The sequence below is a fragment of the Bradyrhizobium sp. BR 1433 genome (genome assembly GCF_051547665.1).
Taxonomy (GTDB): domain Bacteria; phylum Pseudomonadota; class Alphaproteobacteria; order Rhizobiales; family Xanthobacteraceae; genus Bradyrhizobium; species Bradyrhizobium australafricanum.
Window position 1 is genome coordinate 7,401,452 of record NZ_JBPUGG010000001.1, and the last position, 25,391, is coordinate 7,426,842.

The 25,391-nt window shown below is 59.7% G+C and carries 17 protein-coding genes and 5 pseudogenes; 15 read left to right on the top strand and 7 right to left on the bottom strand.

The features are described from left to right. The first annotated feature begins 95 nt into the window (after positions 1-95). From ACSKB9_RS35720 to ACSKB9_RS35730, 3 genes and pseudogenes are all read left to right on the top strand, one after another. Positions 96-1,936, top strand: a pseudogene (locus ACSKB9_RS35720) (glycoside hydrolase family 15 protein). A gap of 315 nt (positions 1,937-2,251) precedes the next feature. Then, on the top strand, positions 2,252-2,665 hold the full coding sequence (locus ACSKB9_RS35725) for an NADPH-dependent FMN reductase (RefSeq protein ID WP_438079049.1): 414 nt from the start codon (positions 2,252-2,254) through the stop codon (positions 2,663-2,665). Between the two features lie 995 nt (positions 2,666-3,660). After that, positions 3,661-4,285, top strand: a pseudogene (locus ACSKB9_RS35730) (MarC family protein). Between the two features lie 94 nt (positions 4,286-4,379). Here ACSKB9_RS35730 and ACSKB9_RS35735 read toward each other — a convergent pair. The 3 genes from ACSKB9_RS35735 to ACSKB9_RS35745 all read right to left on the bottom strand — a co-directional run bounded on the left by ACSKB9_RS35735 (position 4,380) and on the right by ACSKB9_RS35745 (position 7,836). Then, the gene (locus ACSKB9_RS35735; protein ID WP_438079051.1) at positions 4,380-5,228 is read right to left on the bottom strand and encodes an SDH family Clp fold serine proteinase; all 849 of its coding nucleotides are present in this window, start codon (positions 5,226-5,228) and stop codon (positions 4,380-4,382) included. A 22-nt stretch (positions 5,229-5,250) separates the two neighbouring features. Beyond that, positions 5,251-5,991: a rhomboid family intramembrane serine protease gene (locus ACSKB9_RS35740; protein ID WP_438079053.1), complete on the bottom strand. Its 741-nt coding sequence runs from the start codon at positions 5,989-5,991 to the stop codon at positions 5,251-5,253. Between the two features lie 150 nt (positions 5,992-6,141). Beyond that, complete coding sequence (locus ACSKB9_RS35745) at positions 6,142-7,836, bottom strand: thiamine pyrophosphate-dependent enzyme (protein WP_438079055.1); 1,695 nt, start codon at positions 7,834-7,836, stop codon at positions 6,142-6,144. 422 nt (positions 7,837-8,258) lie between these two features. Here ACSKB9_RS35745 and ACSKB9_RS35750 point away from each other — a divergent pair. Next, positions 8,259-8,555, top strand: a pseudogene (locus ACSKB9_RS35750) (transposase); the annotation flags it as partial. A gap of 10 nt (positions 8,556-8,565) precedes the next feature. Here the strand turns inward: ACSKB9_RS35750 and ligD are convergent. From ligD to ACSKB9_RS35765, 3 genes and pseudogenes are all read right to left on the bottom strand, one after another. Then, positions 8,566-9,465 (bottom strand): annotated as a pseudogene (gene ligD / locus ACSKB9_RS35755) (non-homologous end-joining DNA ligase); the annotation flags it as partial. 232 nt (positions 9,466-9,697) lie between these two features. Beyond that, entirely contained in the window at positions 9,698-10,072 is a 375-nt protein-coding gene (locus ACSKB9_RS35760) for a hypothetical protein (protein WP_438079057.1), read from the bottom strand. Positions 10,073-10,453: 381 nt separating this feature from the next. Further along, on the bottom strand, positions 10,454-10,594 hold the full coding sequence (locus ACSKB9_RS35765; protein WP_225645982.1) for a hypothetical protein: 141 nt from the start codon (positions 10,592-10,594) through the stop codon (positions 10,454-10,456). Between the two features lie 125 nt (positions 10,595-10,719). On the opposite strand from ACSKB9_RS35765, the gene ACSKB9_RS35770 reads away from it, so the two are divergent. The 6 genes and pseudogenes from ACSKB9_RS35770 to ACSKB9_RS35795 all read left to right on the top strand — a co-directional run bounded on the left by ACSKB9_RS35770 (position 10,720) and on the right by ACSKB9_RS35795 (position 17,291). Beyond that, entirely contained in the window at positions 10,720-10,869 is a 150-nt protein-coding gene (locus tag ACSKB9_RS35770) for a hypothetical protein (RefSeq protein ID WP_438079059.1), read from the top strand. A 119-nt stretch (positions 10,870-10,988) separates the two neighbouring features. After that, entirely contained in the window at positions 10,989-11,309 is a 321-nt protein-coding gene (locus tag ACSKB9_RS35775) for a co-chaperone GroES (protein ID WP_438079061.1), read from the top strand. Between the two features lie 46 nt (positions 11,310-11,355). Next, positions 11,356-11,766 (top strand): annotated as a pseudogene (locus ACSKB9_RS35780) (TCP-1/cpn60 chaperonin family protein); the annotation flags it as partial. Between the two features lie 168 nt (positions 11,767-11,934). Next, a complete protein-coding gene (locus ACSKB9_RS35785) occupies positions 11,935-13,941 on the top strand; it encodes an erythromycin esterase family protein (RefSeq protein ID WP_438079063.1) in 2,007 nt (668 codons plus the stop codon). Between the two features lie 35 nt (positions 13,942-13,976). After that, positions 13,977-14,654: a dienelactone hydrolase family protein gene (locus ACSKB9_RS35790; protein ID WP_283089996.1), complete on the top strand. Its 678-nt coding sequence runs from the start codon at positions 13,977-13,979 to the stop codon at positions 14,652-14,654. Positions 14,655-14,930: 276 nt separating this feature from the next. After that, the gene (locus tag ACSKB9_RS35795) at positions 14,931-17,291 is read left to right on the top strand and encodes an efflux RND transporter permease subunit (protein ID WP_438079065.1); all 2,361 of its coding nucleotides are present in this window, start codon (positions 14,931-14,933) and stop codon (positions 17,289-17,291) included. A 766-nt stretch (positions 17,292-18,057) separates the two neighbouring features. Here ACSKB9_RS35795 and ACSKB9_RS35800 read toward each other — a convergent pair. Then, positions 18,058-20,682: an MMPL family transporter gene (locus tag ACSKB9_RS35800; protein WP_438079067.1), complete on the bottom strand. Its 2,625-nt coding sequence runs from the start codon at positions 20,680-20,682 to the stop codon at positions 18,058-18,060. Between the two features lie 607 nt (positions 20,683-21,289). Between ACSKB9_RS35800 and fdh3B the strand changes: the two genes are divergently transcribed. From fdh3B to ACSKB9_RS35825, 5 genes are all read left to right on the top strand, one after another. Next, positions 21,290-21,892: a formate dehydrogenase FDH3 subunit beta gene (gene fdh3B / locus ACSKB9_RS35805; protein ID WP_438079069.1), complete on the top strand. Its 603-nt coding sequence runs from the start codon at positions 21,290-21,292 to the stop codon at positions 21,890-21,892. Beyond that, complete coding sequence (locus ACSKB9_RS35810) at positions 21,870-22,958, top strand: formate dehydrogenase subunit gamma (protein ID WP_438079071.1); 1,089 nt, start codon at positions 21,870-21,872, stop codon at positions 22,956-22,958. The genes fdh3B and ACSKB9_RS35810 overlap by 23 nt, the downstream gene beginning before the upstream one ends. Positions 22,959-23,063: 105 nt before the next feature. After that, positions 23,064-23,606 carry a DUF3305 domain-containing protein gene (locus ACSKB9_RS35815; RefSeq protein ID WP_438079073.1) on the top strand — a complete coding sequence of 181 codons (543 nt, stop codon included), beginning with the start codon at positions 23,064-23,066 and terminating at the stop codon, positions 23,604-23,606. A 20-nt stretch (positions 23,607-23,626) separates the two neighbouring features. Further along, a complete protein-coding gene (locus ACSKB9_RS35820; RefSeq protein WP_283090002.1) occupies positions 23,627-23,752 on the top strand; it encodes a hypothetical protein in 126 nt (41 codons plus the stop codon). A gap of 93 nt (positions 23,753-23,845) precedes the next feature. Then, entirely contained in the window at positions 23,846-25,279 is a 1,434-nt protein-coding gene (locus tag ACSKB9_RS35825; protein ID WP_438080546.1) for a CYTH and CHAD domain-containing protein, read from the top strand. The last annotated feature ends 112 nt before the right edge of the window (positions 25,280-25,391 follow it).

The window sequence follows — 25,391 nt, forward strand, 5'->3', positions numbered from 1 at the left end:
GCAGTTTCAACGGGGCTGTGCTTCGACGAAGAAAATTTAGGGATCAATATCTGAGAGCGGTTGCGTGGGCAGCGAGCCCAGGCCGAGAGTTGTGTATGGCGCTCAAAATCGAAAACTATGCGATGATCGGCGACTGCAAGACAGCAGCCATGGTCGGGCACAATGGCTCGATCGATTGGCTGTGCTTGCCGAGATTTGATTCGGCTGCGTGCTTTGCCGCTTTGCTTGGCGACGCAGAAAATGGACGGTGGCTCATTGCGCCGAAGGATGAGCCGATCGAGACGTCGCGGCGCTACCGCGCAGGCACGTTGGTCCTCGAAACGGAATTCAGAACGAAGGGTGGCACTGCGACGCTTATCGATTTCATGGCACCGGGAAATCGGGCCGAGCTTGTACGCATCCTCGTAGGTCGACAGGGGCGAGTTGAGTTTCACTCCGAATTTGTAGTGCGATTCGACTATGGGGCGACGGTGCCGTGGGTCAACCGGCTTGATGACGGCAGCATCAGCGCAATCGCCGGTCCGGAGCGTCTGGTGCTGCGTACGACAGCCGCGCTTCACGGCGAGGACCTAAAAACAGTTGGTGAACCTACGGTCACGGCCGGCCAGTCAATCCCGTTCATCCTCTCCTACGGGGCGTCGTTTCAAGATCCTCCTTCGGCGATTGATGCCTTCGACGCGCTGAAACGAACGGAAGCATTCTGGCGTGGATGGAGTGATCGGTGTCCCGAATTCGGTCGCTGGACGGAAGCGGTCAAACGTTCGCTCATTACATTGAAGGCTCTGACCTACGCCCCGACCGGCGGGATTATCGCCGCGCCCACGACCTCTCTGCCGGAGCTTATTGGTGGAATCAGAAATTGGGACTATCGCTTTTGCTGGTTGCGTGACGCCACGTTCACCCTGCTGGCCCTAATGCACCTCGGGTACTACGACGAGGCGCGGGCATGGCGAGACTGGCTCCTTCGCACCATCGCCGGTAGTCCGGAGCAGGTGCAGATCGTGTACGGAGTGGGAGGCGAACGCTGGCTGCCGGAGCTGACCATTCCGTGGCTCGGCGGTTATGAAAAATCGTCGCCGGTGCGCATCGGAAACGCCGCCTACCAGCAACTCCAACTGGACGTCCTCGGCGAGGTCGCCGACGCCATGTTCCACGCCGGGAAGGGCGGTATAGGTTTAACCGACCGCGGCCGCGCCCTGCAGCCCATCATGCTGAAATATCTCGCCAGCGCTTGGCGCGAGCCGGATCAAGGTATTTGGGAGGTACGCGGCGAGCGGCAGCACTTCGTCCATTCGAAGGTCATGGCCTGGGTTGCGTTCGATCGTGCCGCGAGTGAATTCGCCACCCGCGGATCAATCGAAGCATCTCGGCATTGGCGAGCGGTCGCCGACGAGATCCGCGCCGACGTGTGCGACCGCGGCTTCGACCGCGATCTCGAAAGTTTCGTGCAGGCTTACGGCTCAAAACGGCTCGACGCTGGCTTGTTGCTGATGCCGCTGGTTGGCTTTTTGCCTGCAACGGATCCGCGCGTGAGGAATACCGTGCAGGCCATTGAAAAGAGACTGCTGGTCCAGGACGAGTTTGTTCTGCGGTATGAACGCGCAAATCCCGGTGATGGCCTGCCCCGGGAGAAGGAGCGTTTCTGGCATGCAGCTTTTGGTTGGCCGACAATTACATTCTGCAGGGCCGCTATTTGAAGGCCCGCAAGCTGTTCGACCGCCTCCTATCGCGTTGCAATGACGTGGGACTGTTCGCCGAGGAATACGATCCGTTCGCCGGCCGCATGCTGGGCAATTTTCCGCAAGCCTACAGCCATGTGGGTTTGATCTGTTGCGCCTTGAATCTCACCCGGGGAACGTGTCCTGCGAAGGAACGCGCCGAGCCGCAGCGCCCAGCGATGCGTCCGATTCCGCAAGCCGCAACGGAGCCGGACTGACGTAGACGTTCCTGCTGGACAGCGGCCCGCGGGCAATGTCAACCAGCCGTTGTGGTTCTTCGAATACCATTTTTCTGCTGCTGGCGGTGGCGAAAACGGGCAATCGTCAAAGACAAATATCCCGCTTGAGGTGATGTGTTTTCAGCGTCTCATGCAAGCAAAAGGAGTAGTCAATGGTACTCAACGTGGTGACGATCAGTGGCAGCCTGCGCAAGGGCTCGTACAATACCGCGCTGATGCGGGCGTTGCCTAAGCTTGCGCCTTCGAATCTTCATCTTTCCGAGGCGCCGCCGTACGACGGCATGCCCCTACAATGTGGACGTTCAAGCCGCCGGCTTTCCAGGTGAAGTGACGACCTTCGCTGAAGCCATCAGGAAAGCCGATGGCATAATCATCGTCTCGCCCGAATACAACTGGACTATTCCCGGAGGCCTGAAGAACGCGCTGGATCGGGTATCGCGCCTGGAAAATCAGCCCTTCAGGGAGAAGCCAGTCGCCATTCAGTCCGCCAGCGGCGGTCCCCTGGGCGGGGCGCGAATGCAGTATCATCTGCGAATGGCGCTTACCTATCTCAGCGCCTTCGTGTTTGGGATACCGGAAGTATTCGTCGGACTAGCCCAGACCAAATTTGATCCGCATACGCTCGAACTGAAGGACGACCCGACCAGGAAGGTGGTTGCCGATCAGCTCGCGGCCTTCGCGAAATTCGTTGCTCGCTTCAAAGGGTGAGCGCTTCAACACTATTTCTTCCTTGGCGGCACGTTCCCGCCATTGTCCAGGATCGCGGCCACCGACTGTCGGTCAGGTAAATCGGCACACTCGTGCCAGTATTTGCCGATCTCGAATTCTGGCAGCTTGATCGCAAGCCTAGCCAACTGCATTTCACAACCTGACGAAGCACTGAGACGGTGAGCGTATAATTTTATATGTGCGTATGTCTCGTCGCGCCCCGCATTGACAGTCGTGTATCGACGGCGTGAGCCAGTCATCATTGGCCAATTATTCTACGAGCGGCGATGGACCGATCGTAAGTTGATGCCTACGTAAAAATACGACATAGCGCATCCTGCGTGTGGCCGATATAGCATAAGTGCGTAGGCTGCGCGGTTCAGTCATGCGTCTGCTCGCAGCACACACAAAAACGAGAGCGGCTCGCGTCGGCGAAACCAATGTTCCTGGCTCCATCTGATACGCTCAGAGGGTTTGCGACAATCAAGAAGCCCGCATGCCCGAAATGTGGACGCGCTATGGCCGCGGGCAGGGCCGCGCCAGGCGCGCTCGGTCATCAAGAACTCACTTTTGCTTGCTCGACGTGCGGCCAGTCCACGACACTTTCAATCCCCATCGATCCGCTCAGGAGTGATGCGGTAGGTTGGCTTAGAAGCGAGCTCAGGCCGCCGAAATAGTCATATTTCTTTGCATGCAGCGGCAGAAGAAGGGAAGAACAGGATCATGGTTAGAGTACAGCCGCTCAACGGCGAAGAACCCGAGAGGTCCGAGGACGTTATTCAGCGCGAACTGCTTGGTCAGCGCGGCGTGCTCGGCGCCCCGGACTCGGCCAGGCCGAGCCCTCAAGGCGAAAAGGATACGCATGATTTCTGCGCAGTGCATAGAGTGGCGAGGACTGCTGGTGGATTGCTTATTACTGTACTTTGCGTCGGCTCAGGTCGAGCTGCGTACATCCCGTACCACGATCTGCCTGCCGCTCGCGGCGGGTATTCGCCGTGATCGACTTCGCTATGTCGGCCTTTGTGACCCTGTTACTGGTCGTCGACCCCGTCGGATTGGTGCCGGCGTTTCTCGCGGCAGCAGGCGAACTCGGTCAGCCGAGACAGGGCGCGAATCGTCGTCCGGTCTCCGCTGATCGCTGCGGGGATCCTTGTAGGTCTTGCATTATGCGGGAACTGGCTGTTGGGCCAGCTTGGGATCAGCATTCCAGCTTTTCAGATCGCGGGCGGACTTCTTTTGTTCGCTGTTGCCTACCAGATGGTCTTCGGTGACCGGCCGCACCGGGAGGCACGCGAAACCGACAAGACGATGGCCGAGCAGGTTTCGGATATCGCCGTCTTTCCGTTGGCTATCCCGCTGATGGCCGGACCAGGCGCAATTGCCACCACGCTATTGTTGTCCAGCGCCGCAGGCACGACGTCGAGACTGGTTGTGCTCATTCTGGTCATTCTGCTCGTGTGCCTGACCTGCATGATTTGCTTTGCTCTGGCCGTGCCGATCGCGAAAACACTGGGCAACACTGGAAATGCCGTGTTTTCCCGGCTGCTCGGGATATTGCTCGCGGCTTTCTCGGTTCAGTTCGTATTGGATGGGGTCGCATCCGCTCACGCAAGCGCCTGAATAGTCGGTGGGCGCGTTGACGAGACGACCCATCAATGACCGCATCGGCATGCCATGCTAATTTGGCAACGGTCTGAGGCGGCCCCGCTGAACGTCAGTCCGCCTCCACAGAATCCCCTCCGGCCGGCAGACTTCGCCGCACCGGCAGATATTCCACGCCGCCGCTGTTTTGCATGCGGACGGGTTGCGGATACAGTTTCAGGAGCTCGAAAACGCCGTCAGGCATGTCAGTGTTCACGGGCAGGCCCAGCCGCTTCGCTGTCGACGCCCAGATCGGATAGTCATGCGTCCAGGCACCGGATGCGAGCTGTTCCGCCAGCTTGGCGGCTTGTTCAGCGGGCAGCCGCCGCTCCAGCAGCTCGCTTGCCGACTGTTTGACCTGCGCAATAGCCTTGCGGCCGACGTCGGCCATTATCAGCGTTTGATCTTCAATCTTGGCTAGCGGCTTCTCCTCGACAACCTTAATCAGCGAGACTGCCGGCGACTGTCCGAGCTGCGGATCGATCGGGCCGAGCACGGCATGGCTGCTCATCACGGTCTCGTCGGCCGCCAGCGCGATCAGCGTACCGCCGGACATGGCGTAGTGCGGCACGAAGACCGTGACTTTCGCCTTATGCTCGCGGATCGCCCTGGCGATCTGCAGCGCTGCCAACACGAGTCCTCCCGGCGTGTGCAGCACGAGGTCGAGGGGCACATTTTCGTCTGTCATCTGAATGGCGCGCAGAACCTCCTCCAAATCGTTGATGTCGATATAACGCGCGATCGGGAAACCCAGTAGCCGCATGGTTTCCTGCCGGTGCACCAGCAGGATCACCCGCGATTTTCGCTGGGCCTCCAGCTGCGAGATCTTGCGCACGCGCATCGCCTCGAGCATGCGCTGGCGCAACAGCGGCTGGATCGCCGAGAACATGAAGAAGATCCAGAAGAGATCACCGATCGACATGGAAGCCTCCACGAATAGCACCTCACATCCGCCCTTCAGGATCGAAGCCGAGCACGCCTTCGTCCCGATAGTAGGCCCGGTAACGCCGTTCGGACTGGACGATGAGAGAGACAAGTGCGAAGCCTGCCACAAACCCGCCGATATGGGCCCACCACGCGACGTCCGCGCGCATTGGCGTTACCGCCAAGTCCGGGATTCCCTGCAAGATCTGCATGAGGAACCAGAATCCGACATAGAAGAAGGCATAGACTTCGAAGAACAGCGGGATGAACAGGATCGGGATCACCACGACCACCCGGGCGAAGGGGAACAGGCGCATGTAGCTCCCGAGGACACCGGCGATCGCTCCCGAGGCGCCCAATGCCGGTACGATCGAGACCGGGTTGAAGAAGATATGCGCGACAGAAGCCGCAACGCCGCAGGCAAGATAGAATGCCAAATAGCGGCCATGACCCAGCCGATCTTCGATCGTCGGACCGAACAGCCATAGCGTCCACATGTTCAGGATGAGGTGCAGCCACCCGCCGTGCAGGAACATCATAGTGAAGAGCGGCAGGACGTCGTCGATGGCCGGGTCGATCCCGTCGGAGGCAAGAATCCCGGAATAACGCGCAGGGACAAGCGCGAATTGATACAGCAGCTGCTCAAGCTCGTAGGGGCTAAGGCTAATCTCGAACAGGAACGCGATACAGTTGGTGGCGATCAGCACCCACGTGATCACCGGCGGGTAACGGGTCGGGACAGTATTCCTGATCGGGAACATCTGCGTCTCTTCGTAACCGTTCCGCGATGCCCGGTAGATACTGCGCCCAGATTCCTGGACGGACCATGACGATCGTCAATTTTCGGGCGGGGAGGGCCAAGCGTCGCCGCCGGCTGCGGGTTTCGGTACGTCCGGGCGGACCTGCTCTCGCTATCCCCCGGTTACGGCGAGAACGGCTTCCTTGATCTTGGCCAGCCCGAAATGCCCGATCATCTCCAAATCGACGTGCGGTAAATTGGGCATTTCATTTGAAATGACGGTTGCGTCAACAATTGCCGGGCCATCGATCGAGAGAGCTTCGACTACCGCTGCCATCAATTCCCACGGGCGTTTGGCCATGTATCCGTGGCCACCGCACGCACGGGCTAATGCTGCGAAATCCGGGTTTGGAAAGTCGATGGCTTCGCGAAATGGCACCAGTCCGACGCTTTCGGCTTCCAGCGTGATCAGTCCGAGCGACGAATTGTTGTAGATGATGACCTTGACCGGCAGGTTGTGATGCACTGCTGTCAGAAATTCGCCCATCAGCATATTGAACCCGCCATCGCCGGTCAGCGCGATCACCTGACGGGAGCGATCCAACGCCTGTATGCCATTGGCTTGGCCGAGGGCCGTTCCCACCGCCGCATTGTTGAAGGATCCGATGATCCGCTGCGTCCCGGTCTGACGGATCCAATTGGCGGACCATAGCGTGTTTAGGCCGGTATCCAGGACGAATATCGCGTCGGAACGGGCGAGATCGCTAACCGCGCGGGCAACCGCCTGTGGATGGATCTGATGGTCGCTCCGCTTGATATCCGCTTGCTTGTTGAGCATGGCGTCCCATTTCCTGCGCTCGTCGGCGACCTCGTCCCAGAATTCGGTATCGGTCTTCTGGGAAACCCGGCCGAGCAATTGCTTCAGCGTCGGCCGGACCGATCCGGCAACGCCGAGCGCGGTCAGAACGCGCCGTCCTAGCACCTGTGGTCGTTCATCGATCTGAATCACCGTGCTCTTGGTCGGAAGGAAGTTGGAATAAGGATAATCAGTGCCGATCATCAGGAGGAGGTCGCAACGCATCACGGCATTGTAGACGGGCCGCGTCCCGATCATGCCGAGACCGCCCATCCAGCGGGGATCGTCGTAGGGCAGGAGGTCTTTGCCCTTAACTGTATGGATCAGCGGAGCCTTGAGCCGATCCGAAAGAGCGCACAACAGGTCAACGGAGCCGCGGCAGCCGGCGCCGCACATCATCACTATCTTGCCCGCCTGTTCAATCCGCCGGGCTAGTTCGGCGATCCTTGCCTCGCTGGCGGTGACTTCCGACCGGGGCTTCAAGGTTGGGATGCTGGGAACGGTGCCTTGCGCTTTCGCTGCGATCACGTCCTGCGGAAGCGTCAGATGTGCGACGCCCGGGCCGGCATAAGCGGCCGCTATCGCCTGATGGATGACCGCCGGTGCTTGCGCTGCGGTCGAGATGGTCTCGGTGTAGAGCGACACGTCACGAAACAAAAGATCGGGTTCAGTGGTCTGGATGTAATCGGTGCCATGTAGCTTGCGCGGCATGTCGCCAGACAAGGCCAGCACTGGCGCATGATCGCGGGCCGCTTCATAAAGACCAGCAACCAGATGATTGCTGCCAGGTCCAGTGGTGCCGGCACACACTGCGAGCGTGCCCGTGATCTTGGCCTGGCCGGCGGCGGCCTGCGCCGCGCCTTCCTCGTGGCGGACGCCGACCCACTCGATCTTGCTGCGTCGGACCACATCGGCAAGCGGATTGAGCGAGTCGCCGATCAATCCGAAGATGTGCCGAACGCCGATCTGTTCGAGGGCACTTACCAGAATGCCGGCAACTGTCTGTGACATGTTCCGTTCCCAACTCTCGCCACCGAAGTTCGTTCAATGCGGCAGGCTGGCGCCCCCACCGGCCATAGACCTTGACCGGCGTCAACCCGTCAACGAGGCGACGAAGTTGTGATAATTGCTGGCCCAGCTCCCTTGTTCCAACAGCGCTTGTCGCGGCAATGTGCGAGCAGTCGCCGCATGGGCGCGCCCGGTCGAGACCGGACGATGAGCCGCTACCTCCCCGTTTATGCGGGCGGTGGCCGCTCTCAGTATAATGTTGGAACAACCCGTGCGGACGAGATCATCCGGATGTACGCCGGGGCGCCACACCTCCTGGTCGATCGGCGCGCCAGCAGGCAGACCCCACATTGCTCTGATCCTGTCGTCCCATTGCAATTCGTTGGCTTGTGGATTCCACGCTTAACGGCCAAGCTTCACAAGATCGACGGCGGCCGGGCGATTACGATCAGCTGCACCATTTCATCGCCGATTGCACGTCTGGGATGCGACACCGGTGGAGACAGAGCTGCTCAAAGACGCCGACCGGCTTGTCGGCGGCGGTGATGCGGTGCTGGTTATCGACGACACTGTGGTGCCGAAGAAGGGCGAACACTCAGCCGGTGTTGCGGCTCAATATGCCTCGGGCTTGGCAAAAGGGGCGAATTGCCAAACATTGGTGTCGCTGACGCTCGCGTGGTGAAGTGCCGGTGATGATCGCATTGCGTCTCTTACTACCCGAGATCAACCTTGCTATTTGCCGGCCAATTTCTTGATCGCCGACTTGATCGACGACGCGGCCTCGTCATAACCCTGCCATGCCGTGCCTCTGGCGAGCAACGCTGGCGCAGTGCGCACGGTGTAGCGCTCCGGATCGAGATCACTTTTCACCTGCGCCCAGGTCAGCGGCATCGAAACGGTGGCTCCGTCACGCGCCCGCGGCGATAGGGGTGCGACTGCCGTCGACGTGCGATCGTTGCGCAGATAGTCGAGGAAGATCTTCCCCTTGCGCAGCCGCTTCGATATGTAGAGCAGATACTGGTCGGGCGCGTCCCTGGCCATCCACTGGCAAATGCCTTGCGCGAAGCCTTTGGCTTCCTTCCAGCTCAGCTTGTCTTTTGCACGATAGAGCAGCGGCACGACCACATGCAGACCCTTGCCGCCAGTGGTCTTGCAAAAGCTTTCCATGCCGACATCGGCCAAGCGCTGTCGCATCTCCTTGGCCGCAGTGACCACTTCGGTGAAATCGACGTCGGGCGCCGGATCAAGGTCGAACACGAGCCGGCCCGGCGTGTCATAGGCATATGGCGCGCAATTCCATGGATGCAGTTCGAGGCCACCGATCTGCGCGACCATGGCAAGCCCTTCGACGCGATCAATCTGCAAGTATGGTTTGCGGCCGCCGGAGACTTTTGCGAGCTTGAGATATTTCGGTGTTCCCTGCATGGCATGACGCTGGAAGAAACGTTCGCCGTGGATGCCGTCGGGACCGCGGATGATCGAACAGGGTCGGCCCTTGATGTGGGGAATCAGCCATTCGCCGACCGCCTCAAAATATCGGGCGAGGTCGAGCTTCGTCACTGGCCTCCCGTCGCCGCCGTCCGGCCACAACTCCTTGTCGGGCTTTGAAATGACAACGCCCATGACCTCGGTGGATGTGCGCTCCGCCCCTGCGGGCTGCACCCCAGTCGGTTGCCGCGATGTCGCAGTTGCGCGTGCGACCGGATTGACAACTTTGTAAGTTACCGGCTCTTCCGCCTTGACCTCGCTGGCCAGCTTGTTCTGCCGAGATTGCTTACGTCGCCCCATGTTTGCAATGGCTCCTGGATACCAGAATTGTGGAAAAAGTTGGATCAGGCCGATGTTTTCTCCATGCACCTCAGCCTTAAGTTCGTCGACTGAGTTGCTCCATGCAGTCTTCAAGCAATGCCGCAGGCAGTCGGTGTGGGACCATCGCGCTCGACGCCGCGTGCCGAGCGCGCTCGACATGTGCCATAGCTTTGCTGATGAGCCGCGCCGTTTCGCACGTGCCATCCTGTCGTTGACCGGCGATGCGCTCGACCCCCCTTTTCGTGCCGACATCATGATACCCGAACGCGACGAACTGGCGTGCCGGCGCCACCTCAATTTGGAAGAATTGTCCGCCGCCGCGTGTGCCCGGTTTGGCGCGGCCGCGCCGCCCAAGTCCGGTCCGCGAAGGCGACCGCTGCACCTTGCGCAATTTGCTTTTGCCTGCTTGCTTTTGCGTTGCGGTGGCCATTGCGCGCACCCATCTTATGCGCCGCTTCAACGCGCACAATTACTCAAAGATCCGATTTTCTCGCTATTGAGGCTCCTATGCTTCATTGACTCGTCGGTTCCTCGCGATTGAACGCTTCGGGAGCGTTCGCCGGTGATCCGTGGAGGTGTGCCGACGACGTTGGTTGCGAGAACCACTGCGGTCGCCGCAGCGCTCTGCCGAAGCGCTTTCATCAGACTAGTTAGCTTGGTCGAGGTTCGACAAACGCAGTCGGCCTTTCGGTGTTGTCAATGAATCGCCGGCAAGCGGCGATGGAAGCGGCGAGCATTCCATCATTGCGGCCGAGAATCGTTCCTTTGGCCCTTGACGGTCGTCATGGAACCGGCGGCGCGATGCGCATAATCATTTCTCGCCGAAGCCGATCGAGGAGACAGTTCCATTCAGATCAAGGTTGCGAAGCTCATCGCTGCAACACCCGCCACGGCATTTGCGATCGTTGCGAACGTCGCCGATTGGCCCGACATCGCGCTCGATCAGAAGCATCGAAGTGCTCACCCCCGGCCCGATCCGCGCCGGCACGCGGTTGCGCGAAGATCGCGTCATGTTCAGCGCCGAGGCGACGCATGAGCTGGAAGCCGTGACAGTCCATGTACAGCGGCAGGCGCAGCATGATGCTGATCTTTCGCAGCCGTCCGGGGACGGTGCCGGGACAGAGACTGCAGCCGCTCACGGCGCCGTCCATGAGAGTGAGCCTGCGGGACGAACTGGAACGCAACGCCGACTTCGCGGCGACGATCGACCGGCAAGTTGCCGTCTAGGCTCTGCAGGCGTCCTCGCAGCGGTTCCTTGATTGCGTGTTGCTTGATGACCGTCAATGACCGGGCGTGCGCGTCGGCGCATGCTGACCGCCAATGACGGCGACCAGGAGACTTCGATCATGAAAGGATTCAGACCGCTGCACGATCGCGTCCTGGTGCGACGCATCGAGGCCGAGGAGAAGACGCCCGGCGGCATCATCATCCCCGATACCGCAAAGGAGAAGCCAGTCGAAGGCGAGGTGCTGGCGGTCGGAGCCGGCACGCGCGACGAGAACGGCCGGATCGTTCCGCTCGACGTCAAGGTCGGCGATCGCATCCTGTTCGGCAAATGGGCTGGCACCGATGTGATCATCGACGGTGAGGACCGGCTCATCCTCAAGGAGGCTGACATCCTCGGCGTGATCGAAGGAAAAACTCGCGCGCACGCCAAGGCGGCGTAGCACGCAGGCGTCCACGGCATCGATTTCGTCTTCAAGGAGTAAGCCAATGGCTGCCAAGGAAGTCCGGTTCAGCGGCGAGGCGCGCGAGAAGCTGCTGCGCGGCGTCGACATTCTGGCCGATGCGGTGAAGGTCACGCTCGGGCCCAAGGGCCGCAACGGCGTGCTCGACAAGTCGTTCGGGCCGCCCCGCATCAGCAAGGACGGCGTCACGGTCGCGCGCGAGGTCACGGTCGCGCGCGAGATCGAGCTCGCCGACAAGTTCGAGAACGTCGGCGCCCAGCTGCTCAAGCAGGTCGCGCTGAAGACGAGCGAGTTCGCCGGCGACGGCACGACTACGGCGACGCTGCTCGGGCAGGCGATCGTCCGCGAGGGCGCCAAGGCAGTCGCCGCCGGCATGAACCCGATGGACATCAAGAACGGTATCGAACTCGCCGTCATCGCGGTGGTGGCGGACATTGGTGACGGATTCGGTGGACGTGCACGAGGAGAACTGGCCTGAACTGCGAACGGTCTCCATTGCGCCGCCGCTGGCCTCTGCCTTGAAGCGACTGGCAGCCGACGGCCCGCGCGGCGAGCTTCATTCGAAAAGCCTGCGCCGAACGGCTGCGCAGGCAAGGGAGGAGATATGATGCCAGGACTGTTTCTCGATCGTCGAGACGCGGGCAGACGACTCGCCGAGAAGCTTGGAGGCTACTCCCGTCGCCCGGACGTGCTCGTTTTGGCGCTGCCGCGCGGCGGCGTGCCCGTCGCCTATGAGGTAGCCCGCGCGCTCAACGCACCTCTGGACGTGCTTGTGGTCCGTAAGCTCGGCGTCCCCGGCCATGAGGAGTTGGCGATGGGCGCGGTCGCGACAGGTGGCGTGCGCGTGCTCAACAACGAGATCGTCGAAGCCCTGGGCATTCCCACGCCTATCATTGATGCGGTTGCGGCACGCCAGCGCCTGGAGCTGGCACGGCGCGAGCGGCTTTACCGTGGCAGCCGTCCGCAGCCCGACGTGCGCGGCCGCACGGTGATCCTGGTTGACGACGGGTTAGCGACAGGTGCCACCATGTACGCCGCGATCGAAGGGTTACGACAGCAGGGGCCTGCGCGCATTGTCGTCGCGGTTCCGACGGCATCGCGCGACGCCTGTGAGGAAATGAAGAAAAGGGCCGACGAGGTCATTTGCGCAATTACGCCGGAGCCATTCCAGGCGGTGGGTCGTTGGTATCAGGAGTTTTCACAGACTACGGACGATGAGGTGCGCGAGCTGTTGGCGAGCCAAAGCAAGTCCAACGCTGAAGTCGCACTTTTTCCCGCAGCAGATGATGTGCTCGTCAATGCCTTGCGCGAGACTGCGTATCCCCTGGTCGGATCCGTACGCGACTATGATCCGTTGATCGGACGGATCGGTGAAGCGCGCTTCGCTCTGCTCGGTGAAGCGTCCCACGGTACCCACGAGTTCTATCGCGAGCGGGCCGAAATCACGAAGCGGCTCATCATCGAAAAGAAGTTCACGGCGGTCGCGGTGGAGGCAGATTGGCCTGACGCCTATCGTCTCAATCGCTATGTGCGCGGCGCTGGCGACGATGTCGATGCGGTAGATGCGCTCGCCGATTTTCGTCGTTTCCCGACCTGGATGTGGCGTAACGCGGTGGTGGTCGAGTTCATTGAGTGGCTTCGGGCACACAATGATGGACTTCCTCCGGGTGTCGGAAAGGTCGGTTTCTACGGGCTCGATCTCTACAGCCTGCACGCATCGATGAAAGCCGTGCTCCGTTATCTGGAGAAGGTCGATCCCGGGGCGGCGATCCAGGCGCGTGAACGTTACGCCTGCTTCGATCATGTCGGCGAGGATACACAGGCCTACGGCCTGATGACGCGCCTGAATCTTTCCAAATCGTGCGAGGAGGAGGTTGTCAACCAGTTGCTCGAGTTGCAGCGCCGGGCGGCCGATCGTACGCGCCGTGGCGGCGCCTTGGATGATGATCTCTTCTATGCCGAACAGAATGCTCGCCTGGTGAAGAACGCCGAGGCCTATTACCGCTCGGTGTTCCTCGAGGCGGTGTCATCATGGAATTTGCGCGACCGACATATGGCTGAGACGCTTGAGGCGCTGGTCAGCTACCTTGATCGAAAATCCGGTCGCGCCAAAATCGCCGTCTGGGAGCACAATTCGCATCTCGGCGACGCTCGCGCGACGGAAATGGGCCGGCGCGGCGAACTGAATGTAGGCCAGCTCACACGCGATAAATACGCCGACGATGCGGTTCTGATCGGCTTTACTACGCATCGTGGCACGGTAACGGCCGCTTCCGATTGGGGCAGCGCGGCCGACCGCAAGCGCGTCCGGCCGGCGCTCGGCGGCAGCTACGAGGCGCTGTTCCATGCTGCAGGGCACGACCAATTCCTACTGATCATGGACGACAGCGATGTGATGGTGCGGCAATTGGGCGCGCCTCGGCTCGAGCGCGCGATCGGCGTGATCTACCGCCCCGAAACCGAGCGGCAGAGTCACTATTTCCAGGCGCGGCTGCCGGACCAATTTGATGCAGTCCTGCATTTCGATGAGACATGTGCGGTCAAGCCGCTCGAAACCACCGAGGCGTGGGAAGCCGGCGAACTTCCGGAAACATTCCCGTTCGCGGTATGAACGTCGGGCCATAGCAAGCGAAAAGGAAGCATGCCATGAACAGTTCCGCAGCTCAAATGATTGAGGGGCAATTGATCAGCGTCCCTGCTGGTTCCGTGACGCTTAACGGCAATCTGACTATGCCGGAGGACGCACGTGCGGTGGTGCTCTTCGCTCACGGGAGCGGCAGTAGCCGCCACAGCCCCCGCAACCGGTATGTGGCCCGTGTGCTCAACGAGGCGAAACTGGCAACCTTGCTGATCGACCTGTTAACGGTGCACGAGGAAGTGGTCGATGCGCGCACGACGCACTTGCGCTTCGACATCGACCTGTTGGCCGAAAGGCTCGTCGATATAACCGACTGGCTCATCCAATTCCCCGATACCAAGAACTTTCCGATAGGCTATTTCGGCGCCAGCACCGGGGCCGCAGCCGCGCTGGCGGCCGCAGCGATCCGCGCCGATCCAGTAGGGGCGGTTGTTTCGCGCGGAGGCCGACCGGATCTGGCCGGTGCTGCCTTGACGCGCGTTCGGGCTCCAACGCTATTGATCGTTGGAGAACACGACAAGCAAGTCCTTGAGTTAAATCGGGCTGCTCTCGCGCAGCTGCGCTGCGAAAAGCAATTGGCGATCGTAACGCAAGCAACGCATTTGTTTGAAGAACCGGGAGCGCTGGATGAAGTGGCGAGCTTAGCGCGCGATTGGTTCAAGCGCTACCTCGTCGTGGCCGCTTAAGCCACTGCGACCGGGTAGGCCGCCCCCGACGAACTCCGTCGCAGGATCGTTGACTGTCCTCCTCCGGCAGTGGGGTTTGATAGCGCTGAGGGCCCCAAGCCAAAGTCCGAACAGGCGAGCAGGTATGAACCAAAATCGAAATCGATCGCTTGGCAGCACGGATTTGATGCCCGTCATAGTGGCGGCCCAGGCACGGTCGTAGACTTGAGACGTACCCGAAAGCTCGCGGCAAAGTCCGGCTGGCCGCGTGGATGCTCATCGCGCAGGCCACGGAACATGGATACGTCGCGATATACAGAGCCAGAGCCCAACTCGCGTCCAATAAGCGCCTCGCGGAGCATCGCATACGGTCTCGAGCGCATCGGTCTGGTCTCGCTACGTTTTCCATGGCTCGTTTGGCTTGCCACCGTCGTGCTGTTGATAGTGGGAGCATTCGGGATAGCGCGTATCAAGGTCGATGACTCCCTTAGCCAGTTGTTCCGGTCCGAGACACCCGAGTTCAGGACGTTCGAAGAAGTGACGCGGCGCTTCCCGTCGAACGAATTCGACGTCCTCATCGTGGTGGAGGGCAAAGATCTGCTTGTGCGCGATTCGGTCGAAAAGCTGCGGGATCTAGTCACCGACCTGCAACTGATCGAAGGCACAAGAGGCATTATCTCGTTGTTTTCGGCGCGCGAGCCGCCAAAGGGCACCGACTTGCCCGCGCCGCTGTTTCCGGATCAACTCCCTGCCAGCGCCGAATATGACCGGCTAGTCCAGCGCGTACTGAACAACGAGATCATTCGCGGTAAATTGCTGTCCGAAGATGGACAATTGACCCTCATTGTGCTCGCACTGGACCCGGATGTCGTTGCGAGCAGCCGTTTGCGCGAGGTCATCGGCGAAATTCAGAGAACAATCGATAATGACCTGGCCGGCAGCAGACTTACCGCTCGCCTGTCCGGAGTACCGGTCATGCAACTCGAGATCCGCAATGCCGTGGAGCGCGATCGGCTGCTCTATAATGCATTCGGATTCGCAGCTGGAGCTTTGATCGCGATCCTGTTCTTCCGCCGGTTGTCATTCATGATCATCGCCGCCGGCCCACCCTTGATCGCCATCGTGCTAGCTCTCGGCGCTCTTGGCTGGCTTGATTTTCGCCTCAACATGTTTCTCAACGTCATGACGCCGCTGATCATGGTGATCAGCTTTTCGGACAGCATGCAATTGACGTTCGCAGGCCGCGACCGGCTGCTACAGGGCGAGGGGAGGTTTGAAGCATTTCGCAACGCCATGCTTGTGGTCGGGCCGGCATGCGTATTGACGCATGTGACCGCTGGTCTTTCGTTTATTGCGTTGCAATTGTCAGAATCCGATCTGATCCGGACGTTCGGCGAGGCCGGCCTGGTCGCAACTCTAATTGCCATGTTCGCGGTTCTGATGTTGGTGCCGCTTCTCGGTGTTCTGCTGATCCGGAACGAAGCGATGTTTGTTGTGGAAGTCAAAGGCGCGGACTCCGCTTTAGACGTGTTGCGGCGTTTCTGTTTCTGGGTTGCTGCCCGGATGGTGAGCCGGCCGGGGCTGTACAGCCTGCTCGGCGTCCTGGTTGTCGGCGGCCTTGGGCTAGTCTACGCCAATCTTCAACCCCGCTATCGATTGGCCGATCAGGTGCCCGACAGGGAACAGGCCGTTGCCGCGAGCCATCGTATCGATGCCAAGCTCAATGGTGCCAATCCGATCGATATCCTGATCAAGGTTCCTGACGGCAAATCACTTTATGATCCGGAAACGCTTGCCGTGATAGCGGAGGTGCATGCAACCCTCGACAAGCAGCCTGGCATCGCCAATGTATGGTCGCTGGAGACACTGCGGCGCTGGCTTGCGGAGAAGATGGGCAAGTCCGACGTGGCGACGCTGAAGCAGTATGTCGATATCCTGCCCGAATATCTGACGCGTCGCTTCATTTCTGCGGAACAGGACGCCGTTCTGGTTTCCGGCCGCGTTCCGGACGTCGATTCCAGTCAGCTTCTGCCCGTCATCGAAGGCCTCGACAAAGCGCTGGATGCTGTCCGCGCAAAACATCCGAGCTACAAAGTAGCCGTGACGGGCCTGTCGGCTATTGCCGCCCGGAACAGCGCCCTCATGATCAACAAGTTGAACAGAGGTCTGACGCTTGAGTTTCTGTTTGTCGCCGCCTTCATCGGTCTCGCGTTCCGCTCGTTCGTCGTCATGCTGGCGAGCATCCTGCCCGGAATATTCCCGATCGTGCTCTCTGGATTCGTGTTATGGATTCTGGGAGAAGGCCTGCAGTTCGCGAGCGTCGTGGCGCTGACGGTATCTTTTGGATTGGGCCTGAGCGCTACCATTCACTTTTTGAATCGGCTACGGCACGAGGAACGACCGTACGAGGATCCGGCCGTTGCCGTTGAGCGGGCGACCGTCCTGGTTGGTCCGCCTTTAATTCTGACGTCCATCGTGCTTGCGTGCGGCCTGATTGTAACCGTCTTCTCCGGTCTGCCGTCGCTCCGCCTGTTCGGTTGGTTGAGCGCGTTTGCCATGCTCGCGGCGTTGACCGCAGACCTCTTGATCCTGCGGCCGACGGTGACGTTTTTGGGCAGACTTGCACAGCGGGTGGGCGGCAAGCCGTTTTACCGATAGTGGGGAGATCGAGTTCTCCTCACCTTGTTCTGGCGAGCGCGACAGAGACTTCAGTGATACAGAGACTTCAGTGATATCGTGACCCGGCAACTCAATCACCACGGATTGCCGGTCACCTCGCGTATTCAGGGTCAAACGGGCTGAAAATCCGGCACCGTCAATTCTGGCCTCGATCTCGCCACCACTCGCGCGGCCGGAAACACCACCGGAGGCGTGGCGGCTGGTTTCGGTCCAGGTTCCATGCAGTGCCCCGCCTTCTGAAACAATGTTGCTATCGACATCAAATCGGTAGCTGTCGCTTGCGCAGCGCAAACGTTGCTGCAGTCGTGTACCGCTTTCGGTGACGGAATAGGTCGCCCGGCAGCGTAGGCGTTCACGTTGGCCGCTAGCCAGTTTGATGAAGCCGCCGCCCGACCAACTCCCGCTCAAGCCTGAGAAGGGGCTTTGTAGGGCATCACTTGGTACCGAGGAATGCAGGAGGGCGGCCACGAATATGGCCAGTGTCGTTGTCATGAGAGTTGTCCTGGTTAACATATCATCATCATCCAGGATGGATAATCCCATGATGGGGATCACCAGTGGAATTGTCTTTGAACGGCCGTCAAAACTCCATTGACCGTAATGCCGTGCCAATCGTCACATTTCTCCCGCCGCGCCGACGAACTTCAGAATGGGACTCGAACCGCAGAAAGGACTTCGGCGTCTTTCCGAGCGCGTCGTCGTCCACTTTGCGTCGGAAGTCTTGTGGTGGCACTGGCACTGACGCCTATTCCGCGGCTTGGCGCCAATTTGCGTCCTGATCAGAATATACCTTCACTTGCCGCGGCGGCCCCATCAGAACCGGCTGGAAGAACACCGCCGCCCACATCGTGCACAGCAGTGACAAGGCCATCAGCTTGCCCATGCTCGACATGCCGGGATAGCTCGACGCCCACATGCTCCCGAACGCAATCGCGGTGGTCATGGCGCTGAATAGTACCGCCCTGGTCAGCGTCGATTGTAGCAGACCGATTCTTCCGGCGCGCCACGCCATGACGTAGTAGATCTTGAATGCGACGCCGACGCCGAGCAGCAGCGGAAGTGCGATGATATTTGCGAAATTGAGCGAGACGCCAATCAGCACGCAAGCCTCGAGCGTAAGGACACCGGCGAGGAGGAGGGGGATGAGTGTCAGCAGCATATCGGTCAAGCGCCGCAGCGCTATAAGAAGCAGAATGGCGATCGAACTGATTGCCAGAACACCTGCTTCGACAAAAGCTGACATGACTGTCCTCGCAGCTTCATAGAGGCTGATCGCACCCCCCGCCGCCAACGGTTCGATACGAAGTACTGCGGTCGCGAAATTTCGCAGCACGTTGGTATCGTTCGGATCGCCGGCTGGCAGTGCCTGAACGCGGGCTCTACCATCGGACGTTAGCCAATTGCGTAGGAGATCTGGCGGCATCGTCTTGATGGTCACCACTTCCGGGACAAGAGACTTGCGTAGAAGGTCGAGATCGTAAATGAGCGGCTGCACGACCGCGGCGTCGGCCTTGGCCCGAATATCGGCATCTGCGCTCGCGAGGCGCCTCAGCAAATCCGAAACATGCCGTGCGGCCTCGGCGCCGGAGTCGTTTCCGCTTCCTGCGGCCAGGCCAAGAACTTCGGCTGCCTTTTGAATCGCAGCAATATTCTCCCGATCGCTCGGGCCAGGCCGCCGCATCGGAGAATTGAGGGCTGGGCCAATCTGTTTCCAGGCGGCCTTCAACGCGGCAATTTTTTTGTCTTGATCGGCTGGGATCAGACTGCTCAGCGTCAATGTTCGTGAGACTTCGGAAAGTGCAGCTAGACGTTTGGCCGCTTCATCCGCCCTTTCGAGTGACGGCGCCAATACCTGAGCATCGTTGCCGCTGGCTTCCGGCTCGTTCTGCAATTCACGATAGGTCACCACGGAAGGAGAATTCGGATTTTGCAGATCGACTGGATTGAAGTTGAACTCCAAATGGAGCAACAGCGGTATACCGGCGAGAACGACGAGAAACGTGCCAACGATTACCGCAATGCGATGCCGTTGAAGGAAATTGTCGAGCGGTGCGAGGCTTCGAAAGCCAACCGGCGCGGGCTCGCCTGGAGGTTTGAGCAGCGCTAGGCTCGCCGGTACCAATGTGATGCTGCAGGCGAATGCAACCAGCATGCCGCAACCGGCGATCAGGCCCAACTCCGACAGGCCGCGATAGCTGGTGGGCAGAAATGCGAAAAATCCGATGGCGGTGGCCGCGGTAGCCAATGAGAGCTGATCGCCCGCCTTGCGAGCAGCCGATCGCAGAGCGTCGTACAAGTCAGGGTGCTCGTGCCGTTCGGCGCGATAGCGCACGCTGAATTGGATGGCGAAATCTACTCCGAGGCCGACAAAAAGCACGAACAATGCGATCGAGAGCAAATTGAAAGAGGTGACCAGAACGAGGCCGAGAGCGGCCGTCGCCGCAAGCCCGGCAATCAGGCTGAAGAAGACCGCAGCAATGATTTTCCAGGAACGAAGACCCAGCCAGAGAATGATCAGAACGCCGAACACCGCCGTCAGCGTGTCGCTCACAGCACTGTATCTGATGACCGAGAATTGATCATCATTCATCGGCACCTCACCGGTTAGATCAACCGTCGCGCCGAATTTGTTTTGCAAGTCCAGATCCGAGGCTGCTTGCCGTATTCCGTCTTCCGCCTTGTGACCAGGCTGAAGCGCGGCAAAATCGAGCGTGGGTTGAACTCCAATAAGGTGCCGCAGCCGCCTTGCCGGCGGCAGCTGATTTTCCAACAGTTCCTGCCAGGAAAACGTGGCCGGTTTCCCGGACAGAACCTGGTTGAGTGTTCGATCTGCCAATGACAGAGGCCACGCAAGCTGATCCAGCGTGATTTGGCCTGCCCGTATGCCCTCGGCCGCAAACGAGAGCGCCGTCATCACGCCGCGCAGACTCGGATCGCTTGCGAGCGCCGCAATGAGCGGCTCGGCTCTCGTCAATCCCTCCGCGGTCCTTTTGACATCCGCCGGAGACTCGAACAATAATCCATTGCGTTCGAAAAAATCCCCGCTGTCGAGTAATTCCACGGTGGGAAACAGATCAGAGTTTTTCGAGAGGGCCTGCGCCAGCGTGCCAGTCGCCCGCTCGGCGTTATCAGGCGTCGTCGCTTTCACGACAACCAGAATGCCTTTCCTCGGAAAAGCCTCGGACAATTCCAGCTCGCGCTGACGCCATGGCAGATCCTGGGAAATCAAACCCTCTATGTTAGTATTGATCGAGAATCGGGCGGCATCAAAGGCCGAGGCTCCAAGCATCAGCAGCGCGCCGGCAATAACGATCGTCCACCGATTGCGAGCGCAGAAATCGACAATTCGCACGATCACAGAATGAATCATAGCCGGGCACCAGCTCTCGATTTGCTACGCCAGGATCGAGATGAACCTAGAATTGATCAAGGATCGCAATTTGCGAGCGTTCGCATCCACGTACCGCAATCGAGTTCTTAGCAGCATGGTATTGCCCGACGGAAATGTCGTTGACAAACGTCAAATGTCCATCAGTGCAGGACGCGCCTTGCTAATCGTCGCCGCTGCCATCTAGGTCGCCGCCACATTCTATGCAACGGCTCTCGTCGTCGGGATCTGTTTGATCTTTCGTAGTTGACGTCCGTCATTTTCAATCCCGTTGCCAATGCGTTACTCAAGGCGGAAAGCCGAAACCCAGTCAGCTTTAGCGGTCGAATCTATGGATAGCGTACTTATGTTGCGACGAAGGTGGACCAGCGCGACCTGCTTCGCTTTGCGATTGGCGGTACGGGAGCTGCCGCCGGTTGCCCGCCGGTTGCCCGTGGTAGGGGAGCCGGCGACCGGCAGGGCTGTCAAATATCCCGGTGGTCGGCAAGAGCATGAGCACGTGCGACATGCGGCTAAGATCCGGCGACTGTCACGCAGGAGCCGAAGGCGAGCCACGGCCAGATCCGGGGGGAATGAAAGGAAGAAAGCGATGGTGCGCATGAAATTCCTTTGTGACGCGGATCGATGCATCGACTGCAACGCCTGCGTCACCGCATGCAAAAATGAGAACGAGGTGCCTTGGGGGATCAACCGCCGGCGGGTCGTCACGATCAACGATGGCAAGCCCGGCGAGCGCTCGGTGTCGATGGCCTGCATGCATTGCACCGATGCGCCCTGCGCGGCCGTCTGTCCGGTCAGCTGCATCTATCCGACCGAAGACGGCGTCGTGCTTCATTCGAAGGATCTGTGCATCGGCTGCGGCTACTGCTTCTATGCGTGCCCATTCGGCGCGCCGCAATATCCGCAGGTCGGCAATTTCGGCTCGCGCGGCAAGATGGATGAATGCACCTACTGCGCCGGCGGCGGCGGACCCGAAGCGCCGGGCAGTGCCGAGGAATTCGCAAAATATGGATCGAACCGGTTCGGGGAGGGTAAGTTACCGATGTGTGCCGAGATGTGCTCGACCAAGTCGTTGCTGGCCGGCGACGGCGAAGTCATTGCTCAGATCTACAAGGAACGAGTATTCAAGCGGGGCTACGGTTCTGGCTCATGGGGTTGGATGACTGCTTATGGCGAGGCAGTTCGAGTTTGAACCGCAACGCGGAGTGGGCAGTGAAGTGCTAGGTGGAAATGCGGAGAGGCTGGTCGTCATGGCGTTTCGCGTGCGTGTTCGCCTTCTTGTCGTCGCAGTCGCCCTCCTTTCGATTGCCGCGGCGGTTCCGACCCAAGCGCAAAAACGCGGCCCGGATGGCGCGCCTAACCCAACAGCCAGCGTCATCGATGAGCAGACGCTTCTGAGTCAGGCCCCCCGTGTCGAAGGTCGGGTAGATATTCCCGACCCCAAGGCCGGTGTTTTGATCGAACCGGCTGGACGAACGTGGCAGTATGTCCATGAGGTGCTGCTGCATCGGGCCAGCGCAGTCATAATCCTCGGCACCATCGCGATCCTCGGATTGGCGTACTTGATTGTGGGACCGATCCGGATTGCCGAGGGGCGCTCGGGAAAGAAAATCTTCCGCTTCAAGGCGTATGAGAGATTTGCACATTGGCTGACGGCGGTGTCGTTCGTCGTTCTTGCCTTGACCGGCCTTAACGTTACCTTCGGTAAAGTGTTGCTGTTGCCGGTGATCGGCCCGGACGCGTTCACGCTCGTCTCGCAGGCGGCAAAGTACGTGCACAACTTCACAGGTTTCTCGTTTGCGATCGGCCTCGTCCTCATTGCCGTGATCTTCTTCAGGGACAACCTTTTCCAAAAAATTGACCTCGACTGGATTAAGCAGGGCGGGGGTTTCATCAAGAACAAACATGCCCCGGCCGGGCGCTTTAACTTTGGCGAGAAGCTTGTCTATTGGCTTTCAGTGGCGGCTGGCGCTGCGGTCTCCGTATCGGGGTTCCTGATGCTGTTTCCTTTTTATGGTGTGAGCATCGCCGGGATGCAACTCGCGCAGATCGTTCATACTGTGGTGGCCGTTCTGCTCGTCGCCCTGATCTTGGCCCACATCTATATCGGTACGATCGGAATGGAGGGTGCATTCGAGGCCATGGGTACCGGCGAGGTCGATCTCAACTGGGCTAAAGAACACCACGATCATTGGATCGCTCAACAACTGGCAAATGAAGTTCGGTTGAGGCCGCCTTCGGCGACTTTGGCGGAATGAGCGTTGGCGGGACGGCGCGCTTCGATCCCAGCCGGCGCGCCGCATCTGGCTCATCGTCAGTCTGCATAAGGAGCAATTGCCGGCGGCCCGAAAGGAGGCGTTTCATTGAGATCAACAGCTCTTGCGGTGATTCCGGTCGGCGTCTTGGTTGAACGGCGCAAGGCGAGAAGCGTCTGGGCTGACTTTCTGTGGGGACCGGTTTCAGTGCTTGCCGGAACACCAACGGCCGCTCCTTGGACACCAGTTGACACGCGAGAGGACACGACCTTGTTTTTTGTAGGTCAAGCCGTGATCGAACTGCACCGAACCGAGACTGCCAACTATCACGACAACCTCGCGTCGGGAACACCGGCGTTATGGACGGCCTTGCGTCCAGTTGCCTCGGAGCGAGGGCCGTATGAAATCCTCGCCGTAACGGCCGATCCAGCCGAGGGAGAAGGGTTCACCAACGCGGAAACCAACCATGTGGAAGCCGTGCCAATGCCGCCGGACGTCGTGAAGATTGTCGCCCAGTTCATCGCCGAGCATCATGTCGATCGTCCTTTCGTCAAGCGCCAACGTGACCAAACAGACGTCCTCGCATCGGAAAGTAAGACAAGAGCGCGAGCGATAACGGAACGGGATAGTGTCATCTTGCGTTCGATGTAACCGGAAACAGGAGAAATACAATGCGCGCGTTCATCGTCGCATGCTTTGTCGTCGGCATCATTGCTGCGGGGGCGGCTGCTGTTCTCGACAATTTTGTGCAAAAATCTTCAGCGGCAGCACTGACGGAACCGGGCGTGAGAATTTAGCGCGGGTTCTTCGGCCCCTTGGCCGCCCCGATCAAAAGTGCGCATGATCCCTAACTGCGTGCAAGGAGAAGTCCCATTTCAACCGAGTTCGAACTGAAATGCGCCGCACCGCCGGAGAAGTTCGAAAAGCTGAAGCGCATGCTCCTGGCGATGCCGACCGCAAAATCGGAGGCCACGCTAGTCAGTACGTACTACGACACACCTACGCTTGCGCTCCACCGCGAGCGGTTATCGCTTCGGGTACGCAAGCAGGGCTCGGAGTTCGTCCAGACCGTCAAGGTCGAAGATCCAGCTCGGTTGGATACTTTGGAGAGGGGCGAGTGGGAGGACCATATCCGGAGCAAATGGCCGATTCTCGATGCGCCGATGACTGGAAGGTGGCTGCGCGACCTGGTCCGCGATGAGGAGTTGCGTCCCGTCTTCATGACGATAGTCACGCGAACAACGATCGAAATTACTCGGGGCCCATCCGCGCGGATCGAGGCGGCCATTGACGAGGGAGAGATCCGCTCTTGCACCCGCGGTGCAGGCGCGCCGGTCAGCGAAATCGAACTTGAGCTCAAGGAGGGCGATCCGCGAGTGATCTTCGATGTAGCGTTGCGACTGCTCGAAACTGAGCCAATCCGCATCGAGCCTTGCAGCAAGGCCGAGCGAGGTTATCGACTGCTTGGAGCCGATAGGTTGATACCGCAGGCAGTCCATGTGGGACCTATCACGCTCGATCCTGCCATGAGCGTCGAGGCCGCGCTACAACGCATCGGGCGACACTGCCTCACCCACGTTCTTAGCAACGAACAGGCCGTTCTCACGGGTGATCCGGAAGGCATCCACCAGATGCGGGTCGCCGTTCGCCGTCTTCGCTCCGCGCTTTTGGCCTTGAAGCGGCTCCTGCAGGAGAAGCATTACCACTGGGCCTCGGAGGAATTGAGATGGCTCGCTCACTCCCTTGCACCGGTGCGCAATCTGGACAGTTTTGCCGCCTCCCTGGTCGGCGCGGTCACCCATGCATTGCCTGCCAGCTCAGACTTCGAACATCTCATCGATGCCACGGAGCGCCAGCGAGATGCGGCGCTTGAGCATGTTAAACAGGCGATCATGTCTGAAAGATACGCTACGTCGATGTTGCGGCTGTTGCGATGGTTTGCGGCCCGTGGGTGGCGTGATCAGGAAATATCAGAACATGCGGTCGTTCTTTTAGCGCCTATCGTCGATGTCGCTCCCGACCTGATCGATCGGCATCAACGCAAGGCTTGCAAACGTAGCAAGAAGTTCGAAGAGTTGACGGCAGCTCAGCGGCACAGGCTGCGTATCGCGCTGAAGCATTTGCACTACATCGTCGAATTTCTGGGAAGCCTGTTTAGCAGGGCCAGAATTCGAACGTTCGTCGGATATTTGAAGTCTTTGCAGGACGATCTCGGCTATACAAATGACGTGCGCGTCGCCCACGATCTCGTTGATCAGATTGGTAACGCAACGAACCGGGATGTTCGCGCGATCAATCGTGCGGGAGGGATCGTGCTAGGTTAGCATGAGCGGGTTCTGGCTGAACGCCATCCGAAATCAGAAAGCGTATTCGTCGCTTTAGACGGTTGGAGCCGTTCTGGTGAGGCAAAACGATGGTGTCGAGCAACTTCTTTCG

Excerpts from the sequence above, each read along its gene's own strand:
- ACSKB9_RS35800 (WP_438079067.1), bottom strand. The coding sequence starts at position 20,682 with ATGATTCATTCTGTGATCGTGCGAATTGTCGATTTCTGCGCTCGCAAT.
- ACSKB9_RS35735 (WP_438079051.1), bottom strand. The coding sequence starts at position 5,228 with ATGTCGATCGGTGATCTCTTCTGGATCTTCTTCATGTTCTCGGCGATC.
- ACSKB9_RS35740 (WP_438079053.1), bottom strand. The coding sequence starts at position 5,991 with ATGTTCCCGATCAGGAATACTGTCCCGACCCGTTACCCGCCGGTGATC.
- ACSKB9_RS35745 (WP_438079055.1), bottom strand. The coding sequence starts at position 7,836 with ATGTCACAGACAGTTGCCGGCATTCTGGTAAGTGCCCTCGAACAGATC.
- ACSKB9_RS35760 (WP_438079057.1), bottom strand. The coding sequence starts at position 10,072 with ATGGCCACCGCAACGCAAAAGCAAGCAGGCAAAAGCAAATTGCGCAAG.
- ACSKB9_RS35785 (WP_438079063.1), top strand. The coding sequence starts at position 11,935 with ATGATGCCAGGACTGTTTCTCGATCGTCGAGACGCGGGCAGACGACTC.
- fdh3B (WP_438079069.1), top strand. The coding sequence starts at position 21,290 with ATGGTGCGCATGAAATTCCTTTGTGACGCGGATCGATGCATCGACTGC.
- ACSKB9_RS35775 (WP_438079061.1), top strand. The coding sequence starts at position 10,989 with ATGAAAGGATTCAGACCGCTGCACGATCGCGTCCTGGTGCGACGCATC.
- ACSKB9_RS35820 (WP_283090002.1), top strand. The coding sequence starts at position 23,627 with ATGCGCGCGTTCATCGTCGCATGCTTTGTCGTCGGCATCATTGCTGCG.
- ACSKB9_RS35770 (WP_438079059.1), top strand. The coding sequence starts at position 10,720 with ATGATGCTGATCTTTCGCAGCCGTCCGGGGACGGTGCCGGGACAGAGA.
- ACSKB9_RS35795 (WP_438079065.1), top strand. The coding sequence starts at position 14,931 with ATGGATACGTCGCGATATACAGAGCCAGAGCCCAACTCGCGTCCAATA.
- ACSKB9_RS35810 (WP_438079071.1), top strand. The coding sequence starts at position 21,870 with ATGGCGAGGCAGTTCGAGTTTGAACCGCAACGCGGAGTGGGCAGTGAA.
- ACSKB9_RS35765 (WP_225645982.1), bottom strand. The coding sequence starts at position 10,594 with ATGCTTCTGATCGAGCGCGATGTCGGGCCAATCGGCGACGTTCGCAAC.
- ACSKB9_RS35790 (WP_283089996.1), top strand. The coding sequence starts at position 13,977 with ATGAACAGTTCCGCAGCTCAAATGATTGAGGGGCAATTGATCAGCGTC.